The sequence below is a fragment of the Pseudomonas synxantha BG33R genome (genome assembly GCF_000263715.2).
Taxonomy (GTDB): Bacteria; Pseudomonadota; Gammaproteobacteria; order Pseudomonadales; family Pseudomonadaceae; genus Aquipseudomonas; species Aquipseudomonas synxantha_A.
In genome coordinates this window covers 1,794,505-1,815,363 of record NZ_CM001514.1, presented here as the reverse complement: position 1 = coordinate 1,815,363, position 20,859 = coordinate 1,794,505, and the positions used below count along the sequence as shown (strand labels likewise).

Sequence of the window (20,859 nt, the reverse complement as noted above, 5' to 3'; positions counted from 1 at the left end):
ACCACAGGCAGGCAACCCGTCAATATTCAAATATTCACAAGATCAATAATAGAAAAGATGTGGGAAGCGGCTGTACAGAAAGGGATATACGGCTAGGCTAGCGGGAACTTGCAGATTTACCGGCCTGCCTGGCCACCTCCAGCCCGATGATGAAGTCGGGCTTTTTATTGCCCGATCTCTGTAGGAGCGAGCTTGCTCGGTCCTACAAACGCAGGGTCAGGCCAGAGCCTTGAGCAGCGCATCGATGTCTTTGAGCACGCTCGCGTCGCCCTTCTCGCCCCAATACAACGCGATCATTTGCTTGTCCGCTTCAATTTTGTAGACGTTCGCCGGTAGCGTTGCAAAATACGGCAACAACTTTTCATCCACACACCCTTCGCGCCATTGATTGACCCACACACCCGGCTCCAGCTGCCAGTAACTCCAGATGGCCGGCGTGCTCCCACGCCGTGGTCGACAGTACTGTGCACAAGGGCTCGGCGGCTCTTGCTTGAGCCAGTGCGGCCATTCCTGGGGCGCCAACTGCATGGCCAGGCCGATGCGGCGTGCCTCCATGCGCAGGGCCATGCGCCCGCTCTGCCCACGCGACGGGCGCAGCCAGGCCAGGGGGCTTAAAACCACCGCAAGGATTGACACCACTATCCACACCGTCATATGTGTACTCCCGAATTTCTAGATGAGCGGATTTGACCTGACGCAACCCCATCCGCTTGAAAGCAGCCATACTGAACTTATTGCAGCCCCCTGGAGGAACGCCTCATGCCCTACAAACATATTCTGGTCGCTGTCGATCTGACCGAAGAGTGCGATCCGGTGATCAAGCGCGCGCAGGAATCTGCATTGGCCAATGGCGCCATACTGTCGCTGGTGCATATCGTCGAGCCCATGGCCATGGCCTTTGGCGGTGACGTGCCGATGGACCTTTCCCAGTTGCAGCAACAACAATTTGACCAGGCCAAGGAGCGCCTGGACCGTTTGATTCTCAAATACCCGCACCTGAAAAAGGAAGACTGCCACCTGACCTACGGCCAACCGCGTCAGGAAATCCACCACTTGGCCAAGGAAAAAGCCTGTGACCTGATCGTGGTCGGCAGCCACGGCCGTCATGGCCTGGCACTGTTGCTGGGCTCCACCGCTAATGATGTATTGCACGGCGCGCCTTGCGATGTACTGGCCGTCAAACTGGCAAAGAGTTCGTAAGACCGATGAAGGTCTAATGTGGGAGCTGGCTTGCCTGCGATAGCAGCCTGTCAGTTGATGCATCAGATGGCTGTTACACCGCTATCGCAGGCAAGCCAGCTCCCACAGTTGAATCGCATTTCATATTAAAAAGCCCGGCGCTCATAGAAGAGTGCCGGGCTTTTTTATTGCGGTGCGATTACTCAGGCATCCAGCTCGGCCCAACGCTCAACCAACGCTTCCAGCTCCTGGTTCAACGTCTCCAGGGAAGCAATGACCGCAGCGGTTTCTGCCGCCGGGCGCAGGTAGAAACCGGCGTCAGCCATTTGCGCTTCTACCGCGGCAATCTGCTGTTCCTTGGCGTCGATCTCACCCGGCAAGGCTTCCAGCTCACGCTGCAACTTGTAGCTGAGTTTCTTCTTGGCCGCTGGTGCAGCTTCCTGGGCCGGTGCAGCCTCTTGCACAGGAGTCACAACCGCCGAGGTCAGGTCGGCCTTGCCGGACTTGCTCTCGGTCACGCCCAGCAGACGTGGCGAACCACCCTGACGCAACCAGTCCTGGTAACCACCGACGTATTCGCGCACCTTGCCTTCACCTTCAAAGACCAGGGTGCTGGTGACCACGTTGTCGAGGAATTCCCGGTCGTGGCTGACCATCAGCACAGTGCCGTTGAACGTCAGCAGCACTTCTTCGAGCAACTCGAGGGTTTCCACATCGAGGTCGTTGGTCGGTTCGTCGAGCACCAGCAGGTTGGCCGGCTTGCTGAACAGCTTGGCCAGCAGCAAACGCGCGCGCTCACCACCCGACAGGGCCTTGACCGGGGTACGTGCACGTTGCGGGCTGAACAGGAAGTCGCCCAGGTAGCTGAGTACGTGGCGGCTCTGGCCGTCGATGTCGATAAAGTCGCGACCTTCGGCGACGTTGTCGATCACGGTCTTTTCCAGGTCCAACTGGTGGCGCAACTGGTCAAAGTAGGCCACATCGATGCGCGTGCCCTCTTCAACCTTGCCGCTGGTCGGCTGCAGACCGCTGAGCATCAGCTTGAGCAAGGTGGTCTTGCCAGTGCCGTTGGCGCCCAGCAGGCCGATACGGTCGCCGCGCTGCAGGACCATGGAGAAGTCCTTGATCAGGAACGGGCCGTCCGGGTGATGGAAGCTGACATTCTCCAGCACCATTACCTGCTTGCCCGACTTGTCGGCGGTGTCCAGCTGAATATTGGCCTTGCCGGTACGCTCGCGGCGTTCACTGCGCTCCACGCGCAAGGCTTTCAAGGCACGTACGCGGCCTTCGTTACGGGTGCGACGGGCCTTGATGCCCTGGCGGATCCAGACTTCTTCCTGGGCCAGCTTTTTGTCAAACAGCGCGTTGGCGGTTTCTTCGGCAGCCAGGGCGGCTTCCTTGTGCACCAGGAAGCTGGCGTAGTCGCCGTTCCAGTCGATCAGGCCGCCACGGTCCAGCTCGAGGATGCGCGTGGCCAGGCTTTGCAGGAATGCACGGTCGTGCGTGATAAACAGCACGGCGCCCTGGAAGTCCTTGATGGCTTCTTCAAGCCAGGCAATGGCGCCGATGTCCAGGTGGTTGGTTGGTTCGTCGAGCAGCAGCAGGTCCGGCTCGGACACCAGGGCCTGGGCCAGCAGCACACGGCGACGCCAGCCACCGGACAATTCGGCGAGGGTCTTGTCGGCCGGCAGTTGCAGGCGGCTCAGGGTGCTGTCCACCAGTTGCTGCAAGCGCCAGCCGTCGCGGGCTTCGAGGTCTTGCTGGACGTGCATCAGCTTGTCCAGGTCTTCCTCGGTGACGCAGTTCTGCGCCAGGTGATGGTATTGCGCGAGCAACTCGCCAACGCCGTCCAGGCCTTCGGCAACCACGTCGAACACTGTCCGTCCGTCGGCCACCGGCAATTCCTGCGGCAATTCGCCGATCTTGAGGCCCGGGGCACGCCAGACAGAGCCGTCATCAGGCTTCTGGTCGCCTTTTACCAGCTTCATCATGCTGGACTTGCCGGTGCCGTTGCGGCCGATGATGCACACCCGCTCACCACGGGCGATCTGCCAGGACACCTTGTCCAACAACGGCATGGCGCCGAAAGCAAGGGACACATCGCTGAATTTGAGCAGGGTCATACGCTTCTCCAAAAACTGGGCGCGCATTCTACCTGACTTAAGGGTGGGATGCGGTCGGCATTTTCTCTATTGACACGTTCTGTAGGACATTTCCGGCGAACTTGAACGAACCAGACGGCAAAGCTTTCGCGGGCCGCTGGCAAAAGGCTAAGCTAGGGGCAATCAGTGTCGGCAGTGCCGGTGCTAGTCGTGATTTCTCTGCACGGACGTCTCATGCGCAGTCGCCTTTTCAACTTTTTATCTTGTCTGCTTCTTTCCGCCACTGCCGTTCAAACCGCCCAGGCGGTGGACCTCACCACCCAACGTCAGTATTACGATCAAGCCAAACGCGCCCTGGCCAAGGGCGACAGCGGCCCGTACATGCAATACAGCCAGGCCCTGGCCGACTACCCGCTCACGCCGTACCTGGCGTATGACGAGCTGACTGCACGCCTGAAAACCGCGAGCAACGAGGAAATCGAACAGTTCCTCGCCAAACACGGCGACCTGCCCCAGGCCAACTGGATGAAACTGCGTTGGCTGCGCTGGCTGGCCGAGCGTGGCGATTGGCAGACCTTTGAAAAGTACTACGACACCAAGCTCAATTTCGTCGAGCTGGACTGCCTGCATGGCCAGTACCAGCTCAGCCACAATCTGAAGGCTGAAGGCTACAAGACCGCCGAAAAGTTGTGGATGACCGGCAAATCCCAGCCCGCCGCCTGTGACGCCACCTTCGGCCAATGGGCCGCTGCCGGCCAACTGACCGAACAGAAGATTTGGGACCGCACCAAGCTCGCCGCCGAAGCCCGCAATTACGCGCTGGCCAACAGCCTGGTGAAGACCCTGCCAACCCTCGGCGTCCAAGGCCGCCTGATGGTGGATGTGGCGCAAAAGCCTGACATGCTCAGTGATCCGTCACGCTTCCTGCCGGCCACCGAGGCGATGTCTGACGCCGTCGGCCTGGGCCTGCGCCGCCTGGCCCGCCAGGATCCGGACAAGGCTATGGCCCTGCTCGACGGCTACGCCAGCAGCATGCACTTCTCTCGTGACGAAAAGGTGTCGATTGCCCGCGAGATTGGCCTGACCCTGGCCAAGCGCTTCGATCCACGTGCGCTGGACGTGATGACCAAGTACGACCCGGAACTGCGCGACAACACCGTGTCCGAATGGCGCCTGCGCCTGCTGTTGCGCCTGGCGCGCTGGGAAGATGCCTACCAGTTGACCCGCAAACTCCCACAAGACCTAGCCACCACTAACCGCTGGCGCTACTGGCAGGCGCGCAGCCTGGAGCTGGCCGAACCGAAAAACCCGCAGGCCCTGGTGCTGTACAAAAACGTGGCCAAGGAACGGGACTTCTACGGCTTCCTCGCCGCTGACCGTTCCAAATCCCCTTATCAGTTGAACAACAAACCGCTGGTGATGAGCCAGGCGTTGGTCAACAAGGTGCGCAATACCCCAGGTGTGCGCCGTGCGCTGGAGTTCTACGCCCGTGGCCAGATCGTGGATGGTCGCCGCGAGTGGTACCACGTCAGCCGGCACTTCAACCGTGACGAAATGGTCGCCCAGGCCAAGTTGGCCTACGACATGAAGTGGTACTTCCCGGCGATCCGTACCATCAGCCAGGCGCAGTACTGGGACGACCTGGACATCCGCTTCCCGATGGCGCACCGCGACACCCTGGTGCGCGAAGCCAAGGTGCGCGGCCTGCATTCAAGCTGGATATTTGCCATCACGCGTCAGGAAAGCGCGTTTATGGATGACGCCCGCTCCGGCGTGGGCGCCAGCGGCTTGATGCAACTGATGCCCGGCACTGCCAAGGAAACGGCGCGCAAGTTCAGCATCCCCCTGGCCTCCCCGGCCCAGGTGCTGGACCCGGACAAAAATATCCAGCTCGGCGCCGCCTACCTCAGCCAGGTGCACAGCCAGTTCAACGGCAACCGCGTGCTCGCTTCCGCCGCCTATAACGCCGGCCCCGGCCGTGTTCGCCAATGGCTGCGCGGTGCAGACCACCTGAGCTTCGACGTTTGGGTGGAAAGCATCCCGTTCGACGAAACCCGCCAGTATGTGCAGAACGTGCTGTCTTATTCGGTGATCTACGGGCAGAAGCTCAATTCGCCGCAGCCGCTGGTGGATTGGCATGAGCGCTACTTCGACGACCAATAATAGTTTGTAGAAGCGAGCTTGCTCGCGAAGAACTTCAACGATAACGCGTGCTTCATGGATGAACGCGGCGCTTGTGAGTTTTTCGCGAGCAAGCTCGCTCCTACAGAGGTTCCATGCCCGCTTCGAGAGATGCGGGCATTTTTTATGGGTGCTGATTCACCTGTTCATCTCCATCACTGAACTGCAACGCCGCCAACCGCGCGTATAGCGGGTTGTTTGCAATCAGCTGCTGATGCGTGCCCACTGCCACCAGCTTGCCCTGATCCATCACCGCTATTCGATCGGCATTCTTCACGGTCGCCAGGCGGTGGGCGATCACCAGCGTGGTTCGCCCTTGCATCAATTGCGGCAGCGCTTGCTGGATCAGGTGCTCACTCTGGGCATCGAGGGCGCTGGTGGCCTCGTCCAGCAACAGGATCGGCGCATCTATCAGCAAGGCGCGGGCGATGGCAAGGCGTTGGCGCTGGCCACCGGAGAGGCCCATGCCGCCATCGCCAAGATGGGTCTGGTAGCCGTCGGGCATCTGCAGGATGAAGTCGTGGGCATGGGCGATACGCGCAGCGGCTTCGACCTGGGCCATGGTGGCGGACGGGTTGCCGTAACGAATGTTGTCCTCGACGCTGCCGAAAAACAGCGCCGGGCTCTGGGACACCAGTGCAAAGTGGCGACGCAGGTCCAGGGGGTCCAGCTCGGTCAGCGGGCGGCCTTCGAGCAGGATGCGCCCTTGCTGGGGATCGTAGAAGCGCAGCAGCAGGTCGAAGATTGTCGACTTGCCCGCGCCGGAGGGGCCTACCAGCGCCAGGGTTTCGCCGGGATTGATGGTCAGGTTCAAGCCATCGATGGCGTAACTGTCCGGCCGTGAGGGGTAGCAAAAGCGCAGATCTTGCAGCTCCATGCGGCCACTGACCCGCTGCGGCAAGCGTTCGCTGCCATCGGCCGGCGCCTGGATGTCATTGCTCGACTGCAACAGCTCACCGATACGCTCGGCCGCACCGGCAGCACGCTGCAACTCGCCGAGCACTTCGCTCAGAGTGCCAACCGCACTGCCGACTATCAGGCTATAGAACACAAACGCCGCCAGCTCACCGCCGGAAATGCGCCCGCTGATCACGTCCATGCCACCTACCCATAGCATCACGCCCACGGCGCCGAGCACCAGCATGATCACCAACGTGATGAGCCAAGAGCGCTGCAGGATGCGTTTGCGGGCAGTGCTGAAGGCGTCCTCCACCGTCACAGAGAACCGTTGTTCGTCCTGCACCTGGTGGTTGTAGGCCTGCACCGTTTTGATCTGGCCCAAGGTCTCGGCGACATAGCTGCCGACGTCGGCAATACGATCCTGGCTCAAACGCGACAGGCTGCGCACCCGGCGCCCGAAGATCAGGATCGGCGCCAGTACCAGCGGCAGCGCCACCACCACGATGCTGGTGAGCTTGGGGTTGGTGATGAACAGCAACACGATGCCGCCGATGACCATCAGGGCGTTGCGCAGGAACAGCGACAGCGATGAGCCGATCACCGATTGCAGCAACGTGGTATCGGTGGTCAGCCGCGACTGGATCTCCGAGCTGCGGTTGTTCTCGTAGAAGCCTGGGTGCAGGTAGATCAGGTGGTTGAACACTTGCCGGCGAATATCGGCCACCACGCGCTCGCCAATCCATGACACCAGATAAAACCGCGTGAACGTACCCACAGCCAGGCCCAGCACCAGCACCATGAACAAGCCGATGGACTGGTTGAGCAAGTGCGGTGACTGGGTCATGAAACCCTGGTCGACCAGAAGGCGAATGCCCTGCCCCATGGACAAGGTGATGCCGGCGGTGACGATCAGCGCCAGCAAGGCGCCCAGGGCCTGCCAGCGGTAGGGCGCAATAAAGCGGCTGGCCAGGCGGATCGCACGGCGTTGACGGGTTGAGAACATGGAAGGCACCACCAATGAGGAATCTGTACTTCAACATTGGGGGAACTTGCGCAAATAACAATGAGTCAGGTTAATTATGCCCGCCGATACAGGCCGCTAGAGGCTATCGGTCTAAGACTCATCTGGAAATATGTACCGGTTTCTGGTGGACTGGGTGTTCGAACCGATGAGCGTGCAAGGAGTTGTAACAGCGCGTTCATGCGGGGGATTTAAGATAGGTACACAACCTGATGAGGAGACAGGCCATGACCTTGCAAGATAGCAGCAACGCCAAGATTGAAGTGATCCGCCAGCAGCAGGTGTTGCCTTGCTCGTATATCGATGCCAAGGGCCACGAAGTGCAGATTACCGAAGAGATGATCCAGCAAGCCTGCAGCGAGCTGGAACAGCGACTGGTCAAACCTGCCCAGCAAGGCTAAGTGCCCACGCTCTTTCAAACCCGGCCCAGGTGGCCGGGTTTTTTATAGGTGTTTACAGCGTTTCAGCGCCCAGAGCCGAAACGATAGCCGACAGCGCCGTCGACTCGCCCTTGATGCGCACTTTCAGGCCATCTATCTCACGGCGCTGCGGGTAGTGCTTGCGCAGCAAATCGAAGGACTGGCGCTGCTCCTGCACGGTCCCCACCAGGCTGCGACGAAAATCTGCATCATCACGGCGCGGGTCGTACACGCTGCGGCACAGGGCCGCCAGTGCCCAGGCAGGATCGGTTGAAGCGTTCAGGTGGACTTCGTCCAGCCAGGGTGCCGGCAATAAATCACTGAGCTGAACAGTCGGCTCCTGGCCCAGGTGCGCGCAGAACGCCTGGTAGATCTGCGCGGTGCCGCGCTGCTTGCCATCGAGGCTGTAGCCGGCGATATGCGGCGTGGCCAGCACGCACAGGTCAGCCAGGTCGACGTCCACTTGCGGCTCGCCTTCCCACACGTCCAGCACCGCTTGCAGGTCTTCACGGGCCAGCAGCACCTCGCGCAGCGCGGCGTTGTCCACCACCGCGCCACGGCTGGCGTTGATCAGCCAGGTGCCGGGCTTGAGTTGCTCCAGACGCTGGCGGTCGAATAAATGCCAGGTGGCGCCATTGCCGGACTTGATCAGCGGCGTGTGCAAGCTGATCACATCGCACTGCGCGATGATCTGTTGCAGGCTGACGTAGTCGCCGTCCTCGGCGATCTGGCGCGGCGGGTCGCACACCAGCACGTTCCAACCCAGGCCCTTGAGGACCTTGACCAGTCGCCCGCCCACCTCACCGGCACCGACGACACCGTAGGTGCGCGAGCCCAACTCGACACCTTCGATTTCGGCCAGGGTGTGCAAGCTGCCGAGTACGTAATCCACAACCCCCCGCGCATTGCAGCCAGGCGCGCTGGCCCACTGGATGCCTGCCCGCTTGAAAAAGTCCAGGTCCAGATGGTCGGTGCCGATGGTGCAGGTGCCGACAAAGCGTACGTTGCTGCCTTCGAGCAGGGCACGGTTGACGTTGGTCACCGAGCGCACCAGCAGCACGTCGGCCTGCTCGACGGTAGCGCGGTCGATGGACCGCCCAGGCACGCGGCGAATCTCGCCAAACCCCTGGAAAAAGTCATCAAGCAGCGGAATATTTTCGTCGGCAACAATCAGCATGGCAGGCTCCTTTGGCGGATCAGCAGTGTACAGGCATGGGATTCAACTAACACAACAGATCCCTGTGGGACTGCATTACAAATCAGCAACACAGGTTTTTTCCTGACCACTGCGTCAAAGCGTAGAATCCGCCGTCCTTGCGACTGCTTTTTTATTGGACACCTGTACGTGAACACTGCCACCGCTACCCTTTCCCGCCCCGCCCGCATCAGCCGGGAAGTGCGCGGCCTGCTGACGCTGGCCTTGCCGATCATGATCGGCCAATTGGCAACCACTGCGATGAGTTTTGTCGATGCGGTGATGGCCGGGCGTGTCAGCCCCCAGGACCTGGCGGCGGTCGGCCTGGGTAACTCGATCTGGATCCCGGTGTACCTGCTGATGACCGGCACCTTGCTGGCCACCACGCCGAAAGTGGCCGAGCGCTATGGCGCGGGCAAACTCACCGAGATCGGGCCGTTGGTGCGCCAATCGTTGTGGTTGGCCGTGGTGGTCGGCCTCTGCGGTGCGGTGCTGTTGCTGTGTGCCGAGCCGATCCTGCATGCGATGAAGGTCGAGCCCGACCTGATCGAGCCGTCCATGGGTTACCTGCATGGCATCGCCGCGGGGATGCCGGCAATTGCGCTGTATTACGTGCTGCGCTGCTTCAGTGATGGCCTGGGCCGTACGCGACCGAGCATGGTCATGGGCCTGTGCGGCCTGGCGCTGAATATTCCGCTGAACTACATCTTCATCTACGGCCACTTCGGCGTACCGGCCATGGGCGGCGTGGGTTGCGGCTGGGCCACGGCCATTGCGATGTGGGTGATGATGCTCGGCCTGGCGGGCTGGACGCGCTGGGGCCCGGTTTACCAAAGCAGTGAATTGTTCAAGCGTTTCGATTGGCCGCAATGGACGGTGATCAAGCGCATCCTGGGGATCGGCCTGCCGATTGGCGTAGCGATCTTCGCCGAGTCGAGCATATTCGCGGTGATTGCCCTGTTGCTTGGCAGCCTGGGCGCCACCGTGGTTTCCGGCCATCAGATCGCGTTGAATGTCAGTTCTTTGGTATTCATGATCCCCTACTCCCTGAGCATGGCCGTGACCGTGCGCGTCGGCCAGGCCCTGGGGCGTGGTGAACCGCGTGAAGCGCGCTTCGCCGCCGGGGTCGGCATGGGCACTGCACTGGCCTATGCGTGCCTTTCGTGCAGCCTGATGCTGGTGTTTCGTGAGCAGATCGCGGCGATCTACACGCCCGACCCGGTGGTCATCCACCTGGCGTCGATGCTGATTGTGTTCTCGGCGCTGTTCCAGTTCTCCGACTCGATTCAGGTCACCGCCGCCGGTGCTTTGCGCGGCTACCAGGACACCCGGGTGACCATGGTGCTGACCTTGTTCGCCTATTGGGGCGTGGGGCTGCCGGTGGGTTACGCCCTGGGGCTGACCGACTGGCTCGGCGAACCCAGCGGCCCAAGCGGTTTATGGCAAGGGCTGATCGTCGGCTTGAGCTGTGCGGCGGGGATGTTGCTGGTGCGCCTGGCGCGCAGTGCACGCCGGCGCATTCGAGCCGAAAAGGCGCTGGCTTAATCGGCTTTCTTGCGGATCCAGTACAGGTAGGTGCCAGCATCTTCCTGTTGATCCACCAGTTTGTGGCCAAGAAACACGCAGAATTTGGGAATATCTCGACGGGTCGACGGGTCGGTGGCGATCACCTTGAGCAAGCCGCCCGCCGGCAGGTCACGGATGTGCTGGTGCAGCATCATCACCGGCTCCGGACAGTTGAGGCCGGTGGCGTCGAGGGTGCCGTCAACAGGTAAATCAACACTCATACTTCACTCCTGAAACAGGCCCGCTCTTATGTGGGAGTGGGCTTGCCCGCGATGACGTGGGCACATTCAACATAGATTTCGACTGTTATACCGCTATCGCAGGCAAGCCAGCTCCCACATTTAATATCAGCGGCCTTTAGATTTCTTTATGTCTACCAGGCGACGCAGGTGACATGTCACTTCTTCGCGGTCGTGGTACAGCTGCTTGCAACCGATTTCCACCCGTATGCCGCGTGCCTTGAATCCCTCTTCGATGCGTTCGAGCAGGCGCTTCACTTCGGCGTAACGCTGCTTCATCGGCAACTTCAGGTTGACCACCGCCTCACGGCAATGCCCCTCGCCGATCCAGGTTTCCAGCAGCGCCGCGTTGCGCGCAGGCTTCTCGACGATATCGCAGACCATCCAGTCCACCGGCTGCTTGGGCACGAAGGTGAAGCCATCAGCCATCAAATGTTGCACCAGGCCGGTGTCCATCAGGCTTTCGGCCATGGGGCCGTTGTCGATGGCGGTGACCAGCATGCCGCGGTTGACCAGTTGCCAGGTCCAACCGCCTGGCGCTGCGCCGAGGTCGACGCCGGTCATATCACCGTGCAGGCGCTCGTCCCACTGGTCACGGGGGATAAAGTGATGCCAGGCCTCTTCCAGCTTCAAGGTCGAGCGGCTGGGCGCGTCACGCGGGAACTTGAGGCGCGGGATGCCCATCGGCCACATTGCCGAGTTGTTCGACTCGGCCAGCCCCATGAACACTTCGCGGCCGCTCTTGAAGGTCAGCAACAGGCGCGGCTTGCTCGGGTCGTCCACCAGCTTGCCGGCGCCCAGCAGGGCTTTGCGCAGGTGCACTTCGAATTTCTTGCAGAAGTTCGACAGTTCCTTGCCGTCGTTGGTGTCGACCATCTCCAGCCACAGGCTGCCGCACAGCGGAAATTCGCGCAGGTGGGCGAGGATCACGCTGATGCGGTCGGTTTCCGGCAGGTCGATAAACACCCCGCGTGCCCACTGCCTCGGGAAGATCAGCTCGGCGAAGCGCTGGCCGTGCATCAAGCGCTGGGCGCCGTCTTCTTCCGTGCAGACAAATTCGGCGCAGGCGCTGCCGGTCTTGGCCTTGGCGTAGCCGGACACGTTCAAGCGCGCGGCGTGTTCCGCGATCTCGGAACAGACTTCGCCTTCAAAACCCGGGCGGCAGTGCATAAAAAGGGTGTTCATCTACTCTCCTGGTGAATCACACTGACCTTGCGCTATCGCAATGCCTGTCATGAAAACGCGCGCATGATAGCCGAGTTCGGAACCTTGGGCTCGACGATAGAGTCCAGTTATTAGCCTGCTAATGAAAACAGCGCTAACGTGTTAGCTCTGTTCGTCCCGTCAGGTCCGTAGCCGTGCGGACCATAAGGAGTCATGTAATGTCATCCCTTGATAGCCTGAGAACCCTTAAGACACTGCAAATAGACAGCAAGACCTACCACTACTTCAGCCTGCCCGAAGCCGCCAAGAGCCTGGGTGATCTGGACAAGCTGCCGATGTCGCTCAAGGTGCTGCTGGAAAACCTGCTGCGCTGGGAAGATGCCAAGACCGTGACCGGCACCGACCTCAAAGCCATCGCCGCCTGGCTCAAAGAGCGCCAGTCGGACCGCGAGATCCAGTATCGCCCCGCCCGTGTGCTGATGCAGGACTTTACCGGGGTGCCCGCGGTGGTCGACCTGGCCGCCATGCGCGCCGCCGTGGCCAAGGCCGGCGGTGACCCGCAGCGCATCAACCCGCTGTCGCCGGTGGACCTGGTGATCGACCACTCGGTGATGGTCGACAAGTTCGGTACCACCAGCGCCTTTGAGCAGAACGTCGATATCGAAATGCAGCGCAACGGCGAACGCTACGCCTTCCTGCGCTGGGGCCAGAGCGCCTTTGACAACTTCAGCGTCGTGCCACCGGGCACCGGCATCTGTCACCAGGTGAACCTGGAATACCTGGGCCGCACCGTGTGGACCAAGGACGAAGACGGCCGCACGTACGCCTTCCCCGACACCCTGGTCGGCACCGACTCCCACACCACCATGATCAACGGCCTCGGCGTACTCGGCTGGGGCGTGGGCGGGATCGAAGCCGAAGCGGCCATGCTCGGCCAGCCGGTGTCGATGCTGATTCCGGAGGTCATCGGCTTCAAGCTCACCGGCAAGCTCAAGGAAGGCATCACCGCCACCGACCTGGTGCTCACCGTTACACAAATGCTGCGCAAGAAAGGCGTAGTGGGCAAGTTCGTCGAGTTCTACGGCGACGGCCTGGCCGACCTGCCCCTGGCCGACCGCGCCACCATCGCCAACATGGCGCCGGAGTACGGCGCTACCTGTGGCTTTTTCCCAGTTGATGAGGTGACGCTGGACTACCTGCGCCTGTCCGGCCGCCCGGCTGAGACGGTCAAACTGGTGGAGGCCTACACCAAGGCCCAGGGCCTGTGGCGCAATGCCGGCCAGGAGCCGGTGTTCACCGACACCCTGGCCCTGGACATGGGCAGCGTCGAAGCCAGCCTCGCCGGGCCCAAGCGCCCCCAAGACCGGGTATCCCTGCCGAATGTCGGCCAAGCGTTCAGCGACTTCCTCGACCTGCAATTCAAACCCACCAGCAAGGAAGAAGGCCGCCTGGAAAGTGAAGGCGGTGGCGGCGTGGCCGTGGGCAACGCCGATCTGGTCGGCGAGGCCGATTATGAATACGAAGGCAACACCTATCGCCTGAAAAACGGCGCGGTGGTGATCGCCGCCATCACCTCCTGCACCAACACCTCCAACCCCAGCGTAATGATGGCGGCCGGGTTGGTGGCGAAAAAGGCCGTGGAAAAGGGCCTGACCCGCAAACCTTGGGTCAAGACCTCGCTGGCCCCAGGCTCCAAGGTGGTCACCGACTATTACAAAGCCGCGGGCCTCACCCAGTACCTCGACAAGCTCGGTTTTGACCTGGTGGGCTACGGCTGCACCACCTGTATCGGTAACTCCGGGCCGTTGCCCGAGCCTATCGAAAAAGCCATCCAGAAGGCCGACCTCGCCGTGGCCTCGGTGCTGTCGGGTAACCGCAACTTCGAAGGCCGCGTGCACCCGCTGGTGAAAACCAACTGGCTGGCTTCGCCGCCCCTGGTAGTCGCCTATGCGTTGGCCGGCACTGTGCGTATCGACATCAGCAGCGAGCCGCTGGGTAACGATCAGCACGGAAACCCGGTGTACCTGAAAGATATCTGGCCCAGCAGCCAGGAAATCGCCGACGCGGTGGCGCAGGTCAGCACCAGCATGTTCCACAAGGAATACGCCGAGGTGTTTGCCGGTGACGAGCAATGGCAGGCGATTGAAGTGCCCCAGGCAGCGACTTATGTGTGGCAGAAGGATTCCACCTACATCCAGCATCCACCTTTCTTCGACGATATTGCCGGCCCGCTGCCGGTGATCAAGGATGTCAAGGGCGCCAACATCCTGGCCCTGCTGGGCGATTCGGTGACCACCGACCACATCTCCCCTGCCGGCAATATCAAGACCGACAGCCCGGCCGGACGCTACCTGCGCGAGCAAGGGGTGGAACCGCGTGACTTCAACTCCTACGGCTCGCGCCGGGGCAACCATGAAGTGATGATGCGCGGCACCTTTGCCAACATCCGTATCCGCAATGAAATGCTGGGCGGCGAGGAAGGCGGCAACACGCTGTATATCCCCACCGGGGAAAAAATGGCGATCTACGATGCATCCATGAAGTACCAGGCCTCAGGCACGCCGCTGGTAGTGATCGCAGGTCAGGAATACGGCACCGGTTCCAGCCGCGACTGGGCGGCCAAGGGTACCAACCTGCTGGGGGTCAAGGCGGTGATCGCCGAGAGTTTCGAGCGTATCCACCGCTCCAACCTGGTGGGCATGGGCGTGCTGCCGTTGCAGTTCAAGCTGGACCAGAACCGCAAGACGCTCAAGCTCACCGGCAAGGAGAAGATCGACATCCTCGGGCTGACCGATGCCGAGGTCGAACCGCGAATGAACCTGACGTTGGTGATCACTCGGGAAGATGGCAGCAGCGAGAAGGTTGAGGTGCTGTGCCGGATTGATACCTTGAATGAAGTGGAGTACTTCAAAGCGGGTGGGATTTTGCACTACGTGCTGCGCCAGTTGATCGCCTCTTAAGAGCAACGCAGATCAAATGTGGGAGCTGGCTTGCCTGCGAAAGCGGTGGGTCAGCCAACATTTTTATAGCTTGATACTCCGCCATCGCAGACAAGCCAGCTCCCACAGTTTTGATCACATTCCAGGCATAAAAAAGGCGCTGCATCTTTCGATACAGCGCCTTTTTTATGGTGTGCGGTTTAGCCGAACAACCACTTCCACAACAGCACCAACACCACCACCGCCAGCACCGGCCGCGCAATGCGGTACGCCTTGGGATGCTTGCGCTTCCACTGCTTGACCTGGCCACTGAACTTGTCGCTGAAGGTCTTGCTCCAGGCATAGGCCTGGTTGATGCCGCCCACGCGTTCGTCGTCAAGGTTCTGCGGCGCAGTAGCACGGCCCAGCTGCTTGCTGACCCAGCGGTTGATGCGGGTCATCACACGGTTGCTCAACGGCCGTTCGATGTCGCAGAACAGGATCACGCGGGTCTGCTCGGTTTCGTTCTTCACCCAGTGCACGTAGGTTTCGTCGAACATCACGTCTTCACCGTCGCGCCAGGCGTAGACCTGGCCGTCGACGAAGATGCGGCAGTCGTCAGAGTTCGGCGTGGACAGCCCCAGGTGATAACGCAACGAACCGGCGAAGGGGTCGCGGTGCGGGTTCAAGTGGCTGCCGCCTGGCAACAGCGCGAACATGGCGCCCTTGACGTTGGGGATGCTGCTGACCAGGGCCACGGTTTTGGGGCACAGGGCCTCGGCCGATGGCAGCGGTTTGTCGTACCACTTGAGGTAGAAGCGCTTCCAGCCTTTCTTGAAGAACGAACCGAAACCGGCGTCGTTGTTCTTTTCGGCGGCGCGAATGTAGCCCTCGTCAAACAGGTGCATGGCCTCTTCGCGGATCACTTCCCAGTTGTCCTTGAGCACGTCCAGTTCCGGGAACTTGCTGCGGTCCAGGTACGGCTTGGACGGCACCGCGGAAAACAGGTACATCAAGGCGTTATACGGGGCGAACAGCGCCGAATGGTTGACGAACTGGCGCAGCATCGGCAAACGGGCCTTGCCACGCAGGTGCACATACAGCGTGCTGCCGATAAACAGCAGCAACACCGACAGTTTGGCGGCCAAAGAAAAGGTCATGCAGCAACTCCTGGAAATAAGCGCCTGGCCGGCAAACTTGCGTCAACGGGAAACCAGACGTAACAGCCGGCCATGATAAACACTTGAGCCATTATGCAGAAGGCCCACGCCGACCGGATGACTTACATCAACCTTGTGGGACCGCTTTGAAGATCAGACCTGGTTTTCCTGGTCGGTAAACACATCGCTGAACAACATGCTCGACAGGTAGCGCTCGCCGGAGTCCGGCAAAATTACCACGATGGTCTTGCCTTGCATTTCCGGCTTCTCGGCCAGGCGTACTGCCACAGCCATGGCGGCCCCGCAGGAGATACCGCACAAGATACCCTCTTCCTGCATCAGACGCAGGGCCATGGCCTTGGACTCTTCGTCGGTCGCCAACTCCACGCGGTCGACCATCGACAGATCGAGGTTTTTTGGCACAAACCCGGCGCCGATACCCTGGATCTTGTGAGGGCTGGGCTTGATTTCTTCCCCCGCCAAGGCCTGGGTGATCACCGGGGAAACCATGGGTTCCACGGCCACCGACAGGATCGGCTTGCCCGCAGTGTTCTTGATATAGCGTGACACCCCGGTGATGGTACCGCCGGTCCCCACGCCCGCCACCAGCACATCCACGGCGCCGTCGGTGTCGTTCCAGATTTCCGGGCCGGTGGTTTTCTCGTGGATCGCAGGGTTGGCCGGGTTTTCGAACTGGGCCGGCATAAAGTAGGTGGTCGGGTCGCTGGCGAGGATTTCACCGGCCTTTTCGATGGCGCCCTTCATGCCCTTGGCCGGCTCGGTCAGCACCAGCTCGGCGCCCAGGGCCTTGAGCACTTTGCGGCGCTCAAGGCTCATGGACGACGGCATGCTCAGCAGCAACTTATAGCCACGGGCCGCCGCGACAAACGCCAGGCCGATACCGGTATTGCCGGAAGTCGGCTCGACAATGGTCATGCCTGGCTTGAGCTTGCCGCTGCTTTCGGCATCCCAGATCATGCTTGCGCCAATGCGGCACTTCACTGAATAACTCGGGTTACGCCCTTCGATCTTGGCCAGAATCGTCACGCCACGCGGTGCGATGCGGTTGATCTGAACCAGGGGCGTGTTACCGATGGAATGCGCGTTGTCTGCAAAGATACGGCTCATGAGGGATCCTGTTGGCGACTTTGAAGAAGGCCCCAAGGGTATGCCTCGTTCTCCAGGGCGTCCAGACGGGGGAACGTTGCGTTCATCAGAACAGTCAATCTCCTACAAGCAAGGAGAACTGCCCCATGAAACGTCGTTACAGTTGGCCGTTAGGGACAATCGCCGCTCTGGTGCTGGTCCTGATTGCCTTGAATATCGCGCTGCCCTACCTGGTGCGCAATTACCTGAACGAGAAACTCGCCAACATGGGCGATTACCGCGGCGAAATTGCCGATGTGGACCTGGCCCTGTGGCGCGGCGCCTACCGGATCAACGGCTTGCAAATCGTCAAGGTGGACGGCAAGGTCCCGGTGCCATTCGTGAAGGCGCCGCTGATCGAGTTCGCCGTGAGCTGGCATTCCCTCTGGTACGACCACGCCGTCGTGGCCGAGGGGCATTTTGTGCGTCCGCAGATCAACTTCGTCGATGGCGGTGCCAACAAGCAGGCGTCCCAGACGGGTAAAGGCACCGACTGGCAGGAACAACTGCGCAAGTTGCTGCCGATCACCCTCAATGAAGTGCGCATCGAAGACGGCGAGATTGCCTTCCATAACTTCAGCTCCAAGCCCCGGGTCAATATCAACGCCACTGGGGTCAACGCCAGCTTCTACAACCTGACCAATGTGGTGGATGTCAAAGGCAAGCGCGACGCCCGCTTCGAAGGCAAGGCACTGCTGCAAGGCCAGGCGCCCCTGGAGGCCAATGCCACCTTTGATCCGCTGAGTGATTTCAAAGAGTTCGAGTTCCGCTTCCGCGCCCGCGACCTGCAACTCAAGCGCATGAACGACTTTGCATCGGCCTATGGCAAGTTCGACTTCAAGGCCGGCACGGGCGACGTGGTGATCGAAGCCCAGGCTGAAAATGGCCGACTCACCGGCTACATCAAGCCGCTGCTGCGTGACGTAGAGGTGTTTGACTGGCAACAAGACGTTGAAAACAAGGACAAGAATATCTTCCGCTCAATCTGGGAGGCCGTGGTCGGAGCCAGCGAAACGGTGCTGAAAAACCAGCGTAAAAACCAGTTCGCCACCCGTGTGGAGCTCAGCGGTAGCGTGCACCAGCAGAATGTCAGTGCGTTTTCTGCAGTGATCGCAATTCTGCGCAATGGGTTTATCCAGGCGTTCAATGCCCGGTATGAACAACCCAAGCCCAGCGCTGATTAACCCTGTGGGAGCAAGCCCCCTCCCACATGTCCCTCATTGCTCAGGATATTGATGTGACCCGCCATTCAGAGACTGAATGCCCCGTCTGCGTTCACAGTCGCCGGGGCTGCGGGGTATAGTCGGGGCATTGATGAATCCGAGGAATGACCGATGAAGTTCGAAGGCACCCAGGCCTATGTGGCTACCGATGACCTGAAACTGGCCGTCAACGCCGCCATCACCCTGGAGCGGCCGTTGCTGGTCAAGGGCGAACCGGGCACTGGCAAAACCATGCTTGCCGAGCAACTGGCCGAATCCTTCGGCGCCAAGTTGATCACCTGGCACATCAAGTCCACCACCAAGGCGCATCAGGGCCTCTACGAGTACGACGCAGTGAGCCGCCTGCGCGACTCGCAACTGGGCGTGGACAAGGTTCACGACGTGCGCAATTACCTGAAAAAGGGCAAGCTCTGGGAAGCCTTCGAGTCCGAGGAGCGGGTGATCCTGCTGATCGACGAAATCGACAAGGCCGACATCGAGTTCCCCAACGACCTGTTGCAGGAACTCGACAAGATGGAGTTCTACGTCTACGAAATCGACGAGACCATCAAGGCCAAGAAGCGCCCGATCATCATCATTACCTCCAACAACGAAAAAGAGCTGCCGGATGCATTCCTGCGCCGCTGCTTCTTCCACTACATCGCCTTCCCCGACCGCACCACCCTGCAAAAAATCGTGGATGTGCACTACCCGGACATCAAGAAAGACCTGGTCAGCGAAGCGCTGGACGTGTTCTTCGATGTGCGCAAGGTTCCGGGGCTGAAGAAGAAGCCTTCCACGTCCGAACTGGTCGACTGGCTCAAGCTGCTGATGGCCGACAATATTGGCGAAGCGGTGCTGCGCGAGCGCGACCCGACCAAGGCCATCCCACCGCTGGCCGGCGCTTTGGTGAAAAACGAGCAGGATGTGCAATTGCTGGAACGGCTGGCGTTCATGAGCCGCCGCGGTAATCGCTGATGCTGCTCAACCTGTTCAATGAAATGCGTGCGGCCAAGGTGCCGGTGTCGGTGCGCGAGCTGCTGGACCTGATCAACGCGCTGAAACAGCGCGTGACCTTCGCTGACATGGACGAGTTCTACTACTTGGCCCGGGCGATACTGGTCAAGGACGAGCGGCATTTCGACAAGTTCGACCGTGCCTTCGGTGCTTATTTCAATGGCCTGGAAAAACTCGATGACCATTTGCAGGCGCTGATCCCCGAAGAGTGGCTGCGCAAGGAATTCGAACGTTCGCTGAGCGATGAAGAACGCGCGCAGATCCAGTCCCTCGGCGGCCTCGACAAGCTGATCGAGGAGTTCAAGAAACGCCTGGAAGAACAGAAAGAACGCCATGCCGGCGGCAACAAATGGATCGGCACTGGCGGCACCAGCCCGTTCGGTTCCGGTGGCTACAACCCCGAAGGCATTCGCGTCGGTGACGCCGGCAAGCGCCAGGGCAAGGCGGTGAAAGTCTGGGATCAGCGCGAGTACAAAAACCTGGACGATCAGGTGGAACTGGGCACGCGCAACATCAAGATCGCCCTGCGCCGCCTGCGCAAGTTTGCACGCCAGGGTGCGGCCGAAGAGCTGGATATCGACGGCACCATCGACCACACCGCCCGCGATGCCGGGTTGCTGAATATCCAGATGCGCCCCGAACGCCGCAACACCATCAAGCTGTTGCTGCTGTTCGACATCGGCGGCTCGATGGACGCCCATGTGAAGACCTGCGAAGAGCTGTTCTCGGCGTGCAAGACCGAGTTCAAGCACCTGGAGTACTTCTACTTCCATAACTTTGTGTACGAGTCAGTGTGGAAGAACAACCAGCGTCGCACTTCGGAGCGCACGTCCACCCAGGACCTGCTGCACAAGTACGGCGCCGACTACAAAGTGATCTTCATCGGCGATGCGGCCATGGCGCCCTATGAGATCACCCAGGCCGGCGGCAGCGTCGAGCACTGGAATGAAGAACCGGGGTATGTGTGGATGCAGCGCTTCATGGCCAAGTACAAGAAGCTGATCTGGATTAACCCCTACCCGAAAGATACCTGGGGCTATACGGCCTCGACGGGGATTGTGCGGGAGTTGGTGGAGGATCAGATGTACCCGCTGACGCTGCGCGGGTTGGAAGAAGGTATGCGTTTTCTCTCGAAATAGGCGGTGTTTTGACCGGCCTCATCGCAGCATGGGTATCTACACAACTTCAGTTCGCAGCCCCCCTACGGTAACCACGATGCGAAGCGAGCCGCTCTTGCTCTTGATCTGCTTTTGATCTTGATCTTAGGCGCCCCGTTAAACCACGCTGGCCGGAATTCGACAGGGATTTGGGGGGTAAACCGGCAGGGATGCCGGTTTAGCCGCCCCGCGCCATGGCGGATTACGGGCACACCGAGCCTGAGCGAGGTGCCGAGTGGTGGGGCGAAGGCCTTTTGCTTACTTTTGGGCCTCTCCAAAAGTGAGTCGCTGTA

Annotated in this window: 16 protein-coding genes; 8 read left to right on the top strand and 8 right to left on the bottom strand. The window is 60.5% G+C overall.

Annotated features, from left to right (window positions below):
- Positions 1–216 precede the first annotated feature (216 nt).
- A complete protein-coding gene (locus PSEBG33_RS18880) occupies positions 217–654 on the bottom strand; it encodes a hypothetical protein (RefSeq protein ID WP_005786149.1) in 438 nt (145 codons plus the stop codon).
- A 105-nt stretch (positions 655–759) separates the two neighbouring features.
- On the opposite strand from PSEBG33_RS18880, the gene PSEBG33_RS18885 reads away from it, so the two are divergent.
- Positions 760–1,200 (top strand): universal stress protein, encoded by a 441-nt coding sequence (locus PSEBG33_RS18885; RefSeq protein ID WP_005786147.1) that lies wholly within the window; start codon positions 760–762, stop codon positions 1,198–1,200.
- A 182-nt stretch (positions 1,201–1,382) separates the two neighbouring features.
- Here the strand turns inward: PSEBG33_RS18885 and PSEBG33_RS18890 are convergent, their stop codons facing one another.
- Complete coding sequence (locus PSEBG33_RS18890; RefSeq protein WP_005786146.1) at positions 1,383–3,302, bottom strand: ATP-binding cassette domain-containing protein; 1,920 nt, start codon at positions 3,300–3,302, stop codon at positions 1,383–1,385.
- A gap of 213 nt (positions 3,303–3,515) precedes the next feature.
- On the opposite strand from PSEBG33_RS18890, the gene PSEBG33_RS18895 reads away from it, so the two are divergent.
- A complete protein-coding gene (locus PSEBG33_RS18895) occupies positions 3,516–5,444 on the top strand; it encodes a transglycosylase SLT domain-containing protein (RefSeq protein WP_005786144.1) in 1,929 nt (642 codons plus the stop codon).
- Between the two features lie 142 nt (positions 5,445–5,586).
- Here the strand turns inward: PSEBG33_RS18895 and PSEBG33_RS18900 are convergent, their stop codons facing one another.
- Complete coding sequence (locus PSEBG33_RS18900) at positions 5,587–7,365, bottom strand: ABC transporter transmembrane domain-containing protein (protein WP_005786142.1); 1,779 nt, start codon at positions 7,363–7,365, stop codon at positions 5,587–5,589.
- 245 nt (positions 7,366–7,610) lie between these two features.
- On the opposite strand from PSEBG33_RS18900, the gene PSEBG33_RS29510 reads away from it, so the two are divergent.
- Entirely contained in the window at positions 7,611–7,784 is a 174-nt protein-coding gene (locus tag PSEBG33_RS29510) for a PA1571 family protein (protein ID WP_005786139.1), read from the top strand.
- 52 nt (positions 7,785–7,836) lie between these two features.
- On the opposite strand, the gene pdxB is transcribed toward PSEBG33_RS29510, so the two are convergent.
- The gene (gene pdxB / locus PSEBG33_RS18910) at positions 7,837–8,979 is read right to left on the bottom strand and encodes a 4-phosphoerythronate dehydrogenase PdxB (protein ID WP_005786137.1); all 1,143 of its coding nucleotides are present in this window, start codon (positions 8,977–8,979) and stop codon (positions 7,837–7,839) included.
- A gap of 168 nt (positions 8,980–9,147) precedes the next feature.
- Between pdxB and PSEBG33_RS18915 the strand changes: the two genes are divergently transcribed.
- Positions 9,148–10,542, top strand: a complete 1,395-nt coding sequence (locus PSEBG33_RS18915; protein WP_005786134.1) for an MATE family efflux transporter — start codon at positions 9,148–9,150, stop codon at positions 10,540–10,542.
- Here PSEBG33_RS18915 and tusA read toward each other — a convergent pair.
- A complete protein-coding gene (gene tusA, locus PSEBG33_RS18920) occupies positions 10,539–10,784 on the bottom strand; it encodes a sulfurtransferase TusA (RefSeq protein ID WP_005786132.1) in 246 nt (81 codons plus the stop codon). The genes PSEBG33_RS18915 and tusA overlap by 4 nt on opposite strands.
- Positions 10,785–10,910: 126 nt before the next feature.
- Positions 10,911–11,987: a 23S rRNA (cytidine(2498)-2'-O)-methyltransferase RlmM gene (gene rlmM / locus PSEBG33_RS18925; protein WP_005786130.1), complete on the bottom strand. Its 1,077-nt coding sequence runs from the start codon at positions 11,985–11,987 to the stop codon at positions 10,911–10,913.
- 197 nt (positions 11,988–12,184) lie between these two features.
- Between rlmM and acnA the strand changes: the two genes are divergently transcribed.
- Entirely contained in the window at positions 12,185–14,926 is a 2,742-nt protein-coding gene (gene acnA / locus PSEBG33_RS18930; RefSeq protein WP_005786128.1) for an aconitate hydratase AcnA, read from the top strand.
- Positions 14,927–15,105: 179 nt separating this feature from the next.
- Here the strand turns inward: acnA and PSEBG33_RS18935 are convergent, their stop codons facing one another.
- On the bottom strand, positions 15,106–16,044 hold the full coding sequence (locus PSEBG33_RS18935) for an aspartyl/asparaginyl beta-hydroxylase domain-containing protein (RefSeq protein WP_005786126.1): 939 nt from the start codon (positions 16,042–16,044) through the stop codon (positions 15,106–15,108).
- Positions 16,045–16,197: 153 nt separating this feature from the next.
- Positions 16,198–17,172, bottom strand: a complete 975-nt coding sequence (gene cysK, locus PSEBG33_RS18940) for a cysteine synthase A (RefSeq protein WP_005786124.1) — start codon at positions 17,170–17,172, stop codon at positions 16,198–16,200.
- Positions 17,173–17,297: 125 nt separating this feature from the next.
- Here cysK and PSEBG33_RS18945 point away from each other — a divergent pair, with 125 nt between their 5' ends.
- The 3 genes from PSEBG33_RS18945 (at position 17,298) to PSEBG33_RS18955 (ending at position 20,548) form a co-directional block, all read left to right on the top strand.
- Positions 17,298–18,374 carry a DUF748 domain-containing protein gene (locus PSEBG33_RS18945; RefSeq protein WP_005786123.1) on the top strand — a complete coding sequence of 359 codons (1,077 nt, stop codon included), beginning with the start codon at positions 17,298–17,300 and terminating at the stop codon, positions 18,372–18,374.
- A 150-nt stretch (positions 18,375–18,524) separates the two neighbouring features.
- The gene (locus PSEBG33_RS18950; protein ID WP_003210690.1) at positions 18,525–19,370 is read left to right on the top strand and encodes an AAA family ATPase; all 846 of its coding nucleotides are present in this window, start codon (positions 18,525–18,527) and stop codon (positions 19,368–19,370) included.
- Positions 19,370–20,548 (top strand): vWA domain-containing protein, encoded by a 1,179-nt coding sequence (locus PSEBG33_RS18955; RefSeq protein ID WP_005786120.1) that lies wholly within the window; start codon positions 19,370–19,372, stop codon positions 20,546–20,548. Before PSEBG33_RS18950 ends, PSEBG33_RS18955 begins: the two co-directional genes overlap by 1 nt.
- The last annotated feature ends 311 nt before the right edge of the window (positions 20,549–20,859 follow it).

Coding starts and splice junctions, on each gene's coding strand:
- tusA (WP_005786132.1), bottom strand. CDS start 10,784: ATGAGTGTTGATTTACCTGTTGACGGCACCCTCGACGCCACCGGCCTC.
- PSEBG33_RS18880 (WP_005786149.1), bottom strand. CDS start 654: ATGACGGTGTGGATAGTGGTGTCAATCCTTGCGGTGGTTTTAAGCCCC.
- rlmM (WP_005786130.1), bottom strand. CDS start 11,987: ATGAACACCCTTTTTATGCACTGCCGCCCGGGTTTTGAAGGCGAAGTC.
- PSEBG33_RS18950 (WP_003210690.1), top strand. CDS start 18,525: ATGAAGTTCGAAGGCACCCAGGCCTATGTGGCTACCGATGACCTGAAA.
- PSEBG33_RS18885 (WP_005786147.1), top strand. CDS start 760: ATGCCCTACAAACATATTCTGGTCGCTGTCGATCTGACCGAAGAGTGC.
- PSEBG33_RS18900 (WP_005786142.1), bottom strand. CDS start 7,365: ATGTTCTCAACCCGTCAACGCCGTGCGATCCGCCTGGCCAGCCGCTTT.
- cysK (WP_005786124.1), bottom strand. CDS start 17,172: ATGAGCCGTATCTTTGCAGACAACGCGCATTCCATCGGTAACACGCCC.
- PSEBG33_RS18945 (WP_005786123.1), top strand. CDS start 17,298: ATGAAACGTCGTTACAGTTGGCCGTTAGGGACAATCGCCGCTCTGGTG.
- PSEBG33_RS18895 (WP_005786144.1), top strand. CDS start 3,516: ATGCGCAGTCGCCTTTTCAACTTTTTATCTTGTCTGCTTCTTTCCGCC.
- PSEBG33_RS18890 (WP_005786146.1), bottom strand. CDS start 3,302: ATGACCCTGCTCAAATTCAGCGATGTGTCCCTTGCTTTCGGCGCCATG.
- PSEBG33_RS29510 (WP_005786139.1), top strand. CDS start 7,611: ATGACCTTGCAAGATAGCAGCAACGCCAAGATTGAAGTGATCCGCCAG.
- acnA (WP_005786128.1), top strand. CDS start 12,185: ATGTCATCCCTTGATAGCCTGAGAACCCTTAAGACACTGCAAATAGAC.
- PSEBG33_RS18935 (WP_005786126.1), bottom strand. CDS start 16,044: ATGACCTTTTCTTTGGCCGCCAAACTGTCGGTGTTGCTGCTGTTTATC.
- pdxB (WP_005786137.1), bottom strand. CDS start 8,979: ATGCTGATTGTTGCCGACGAAAATATTCCGCTGCTTGATGACTTTTTC.
- PSEBG33_RS18955 (WP_005786120.1), top strand. CDS start 19,370: ATGCTGCTCAACCTGTTCAATGAAATGCGTGCGGCCAAGGTGCCGGTG.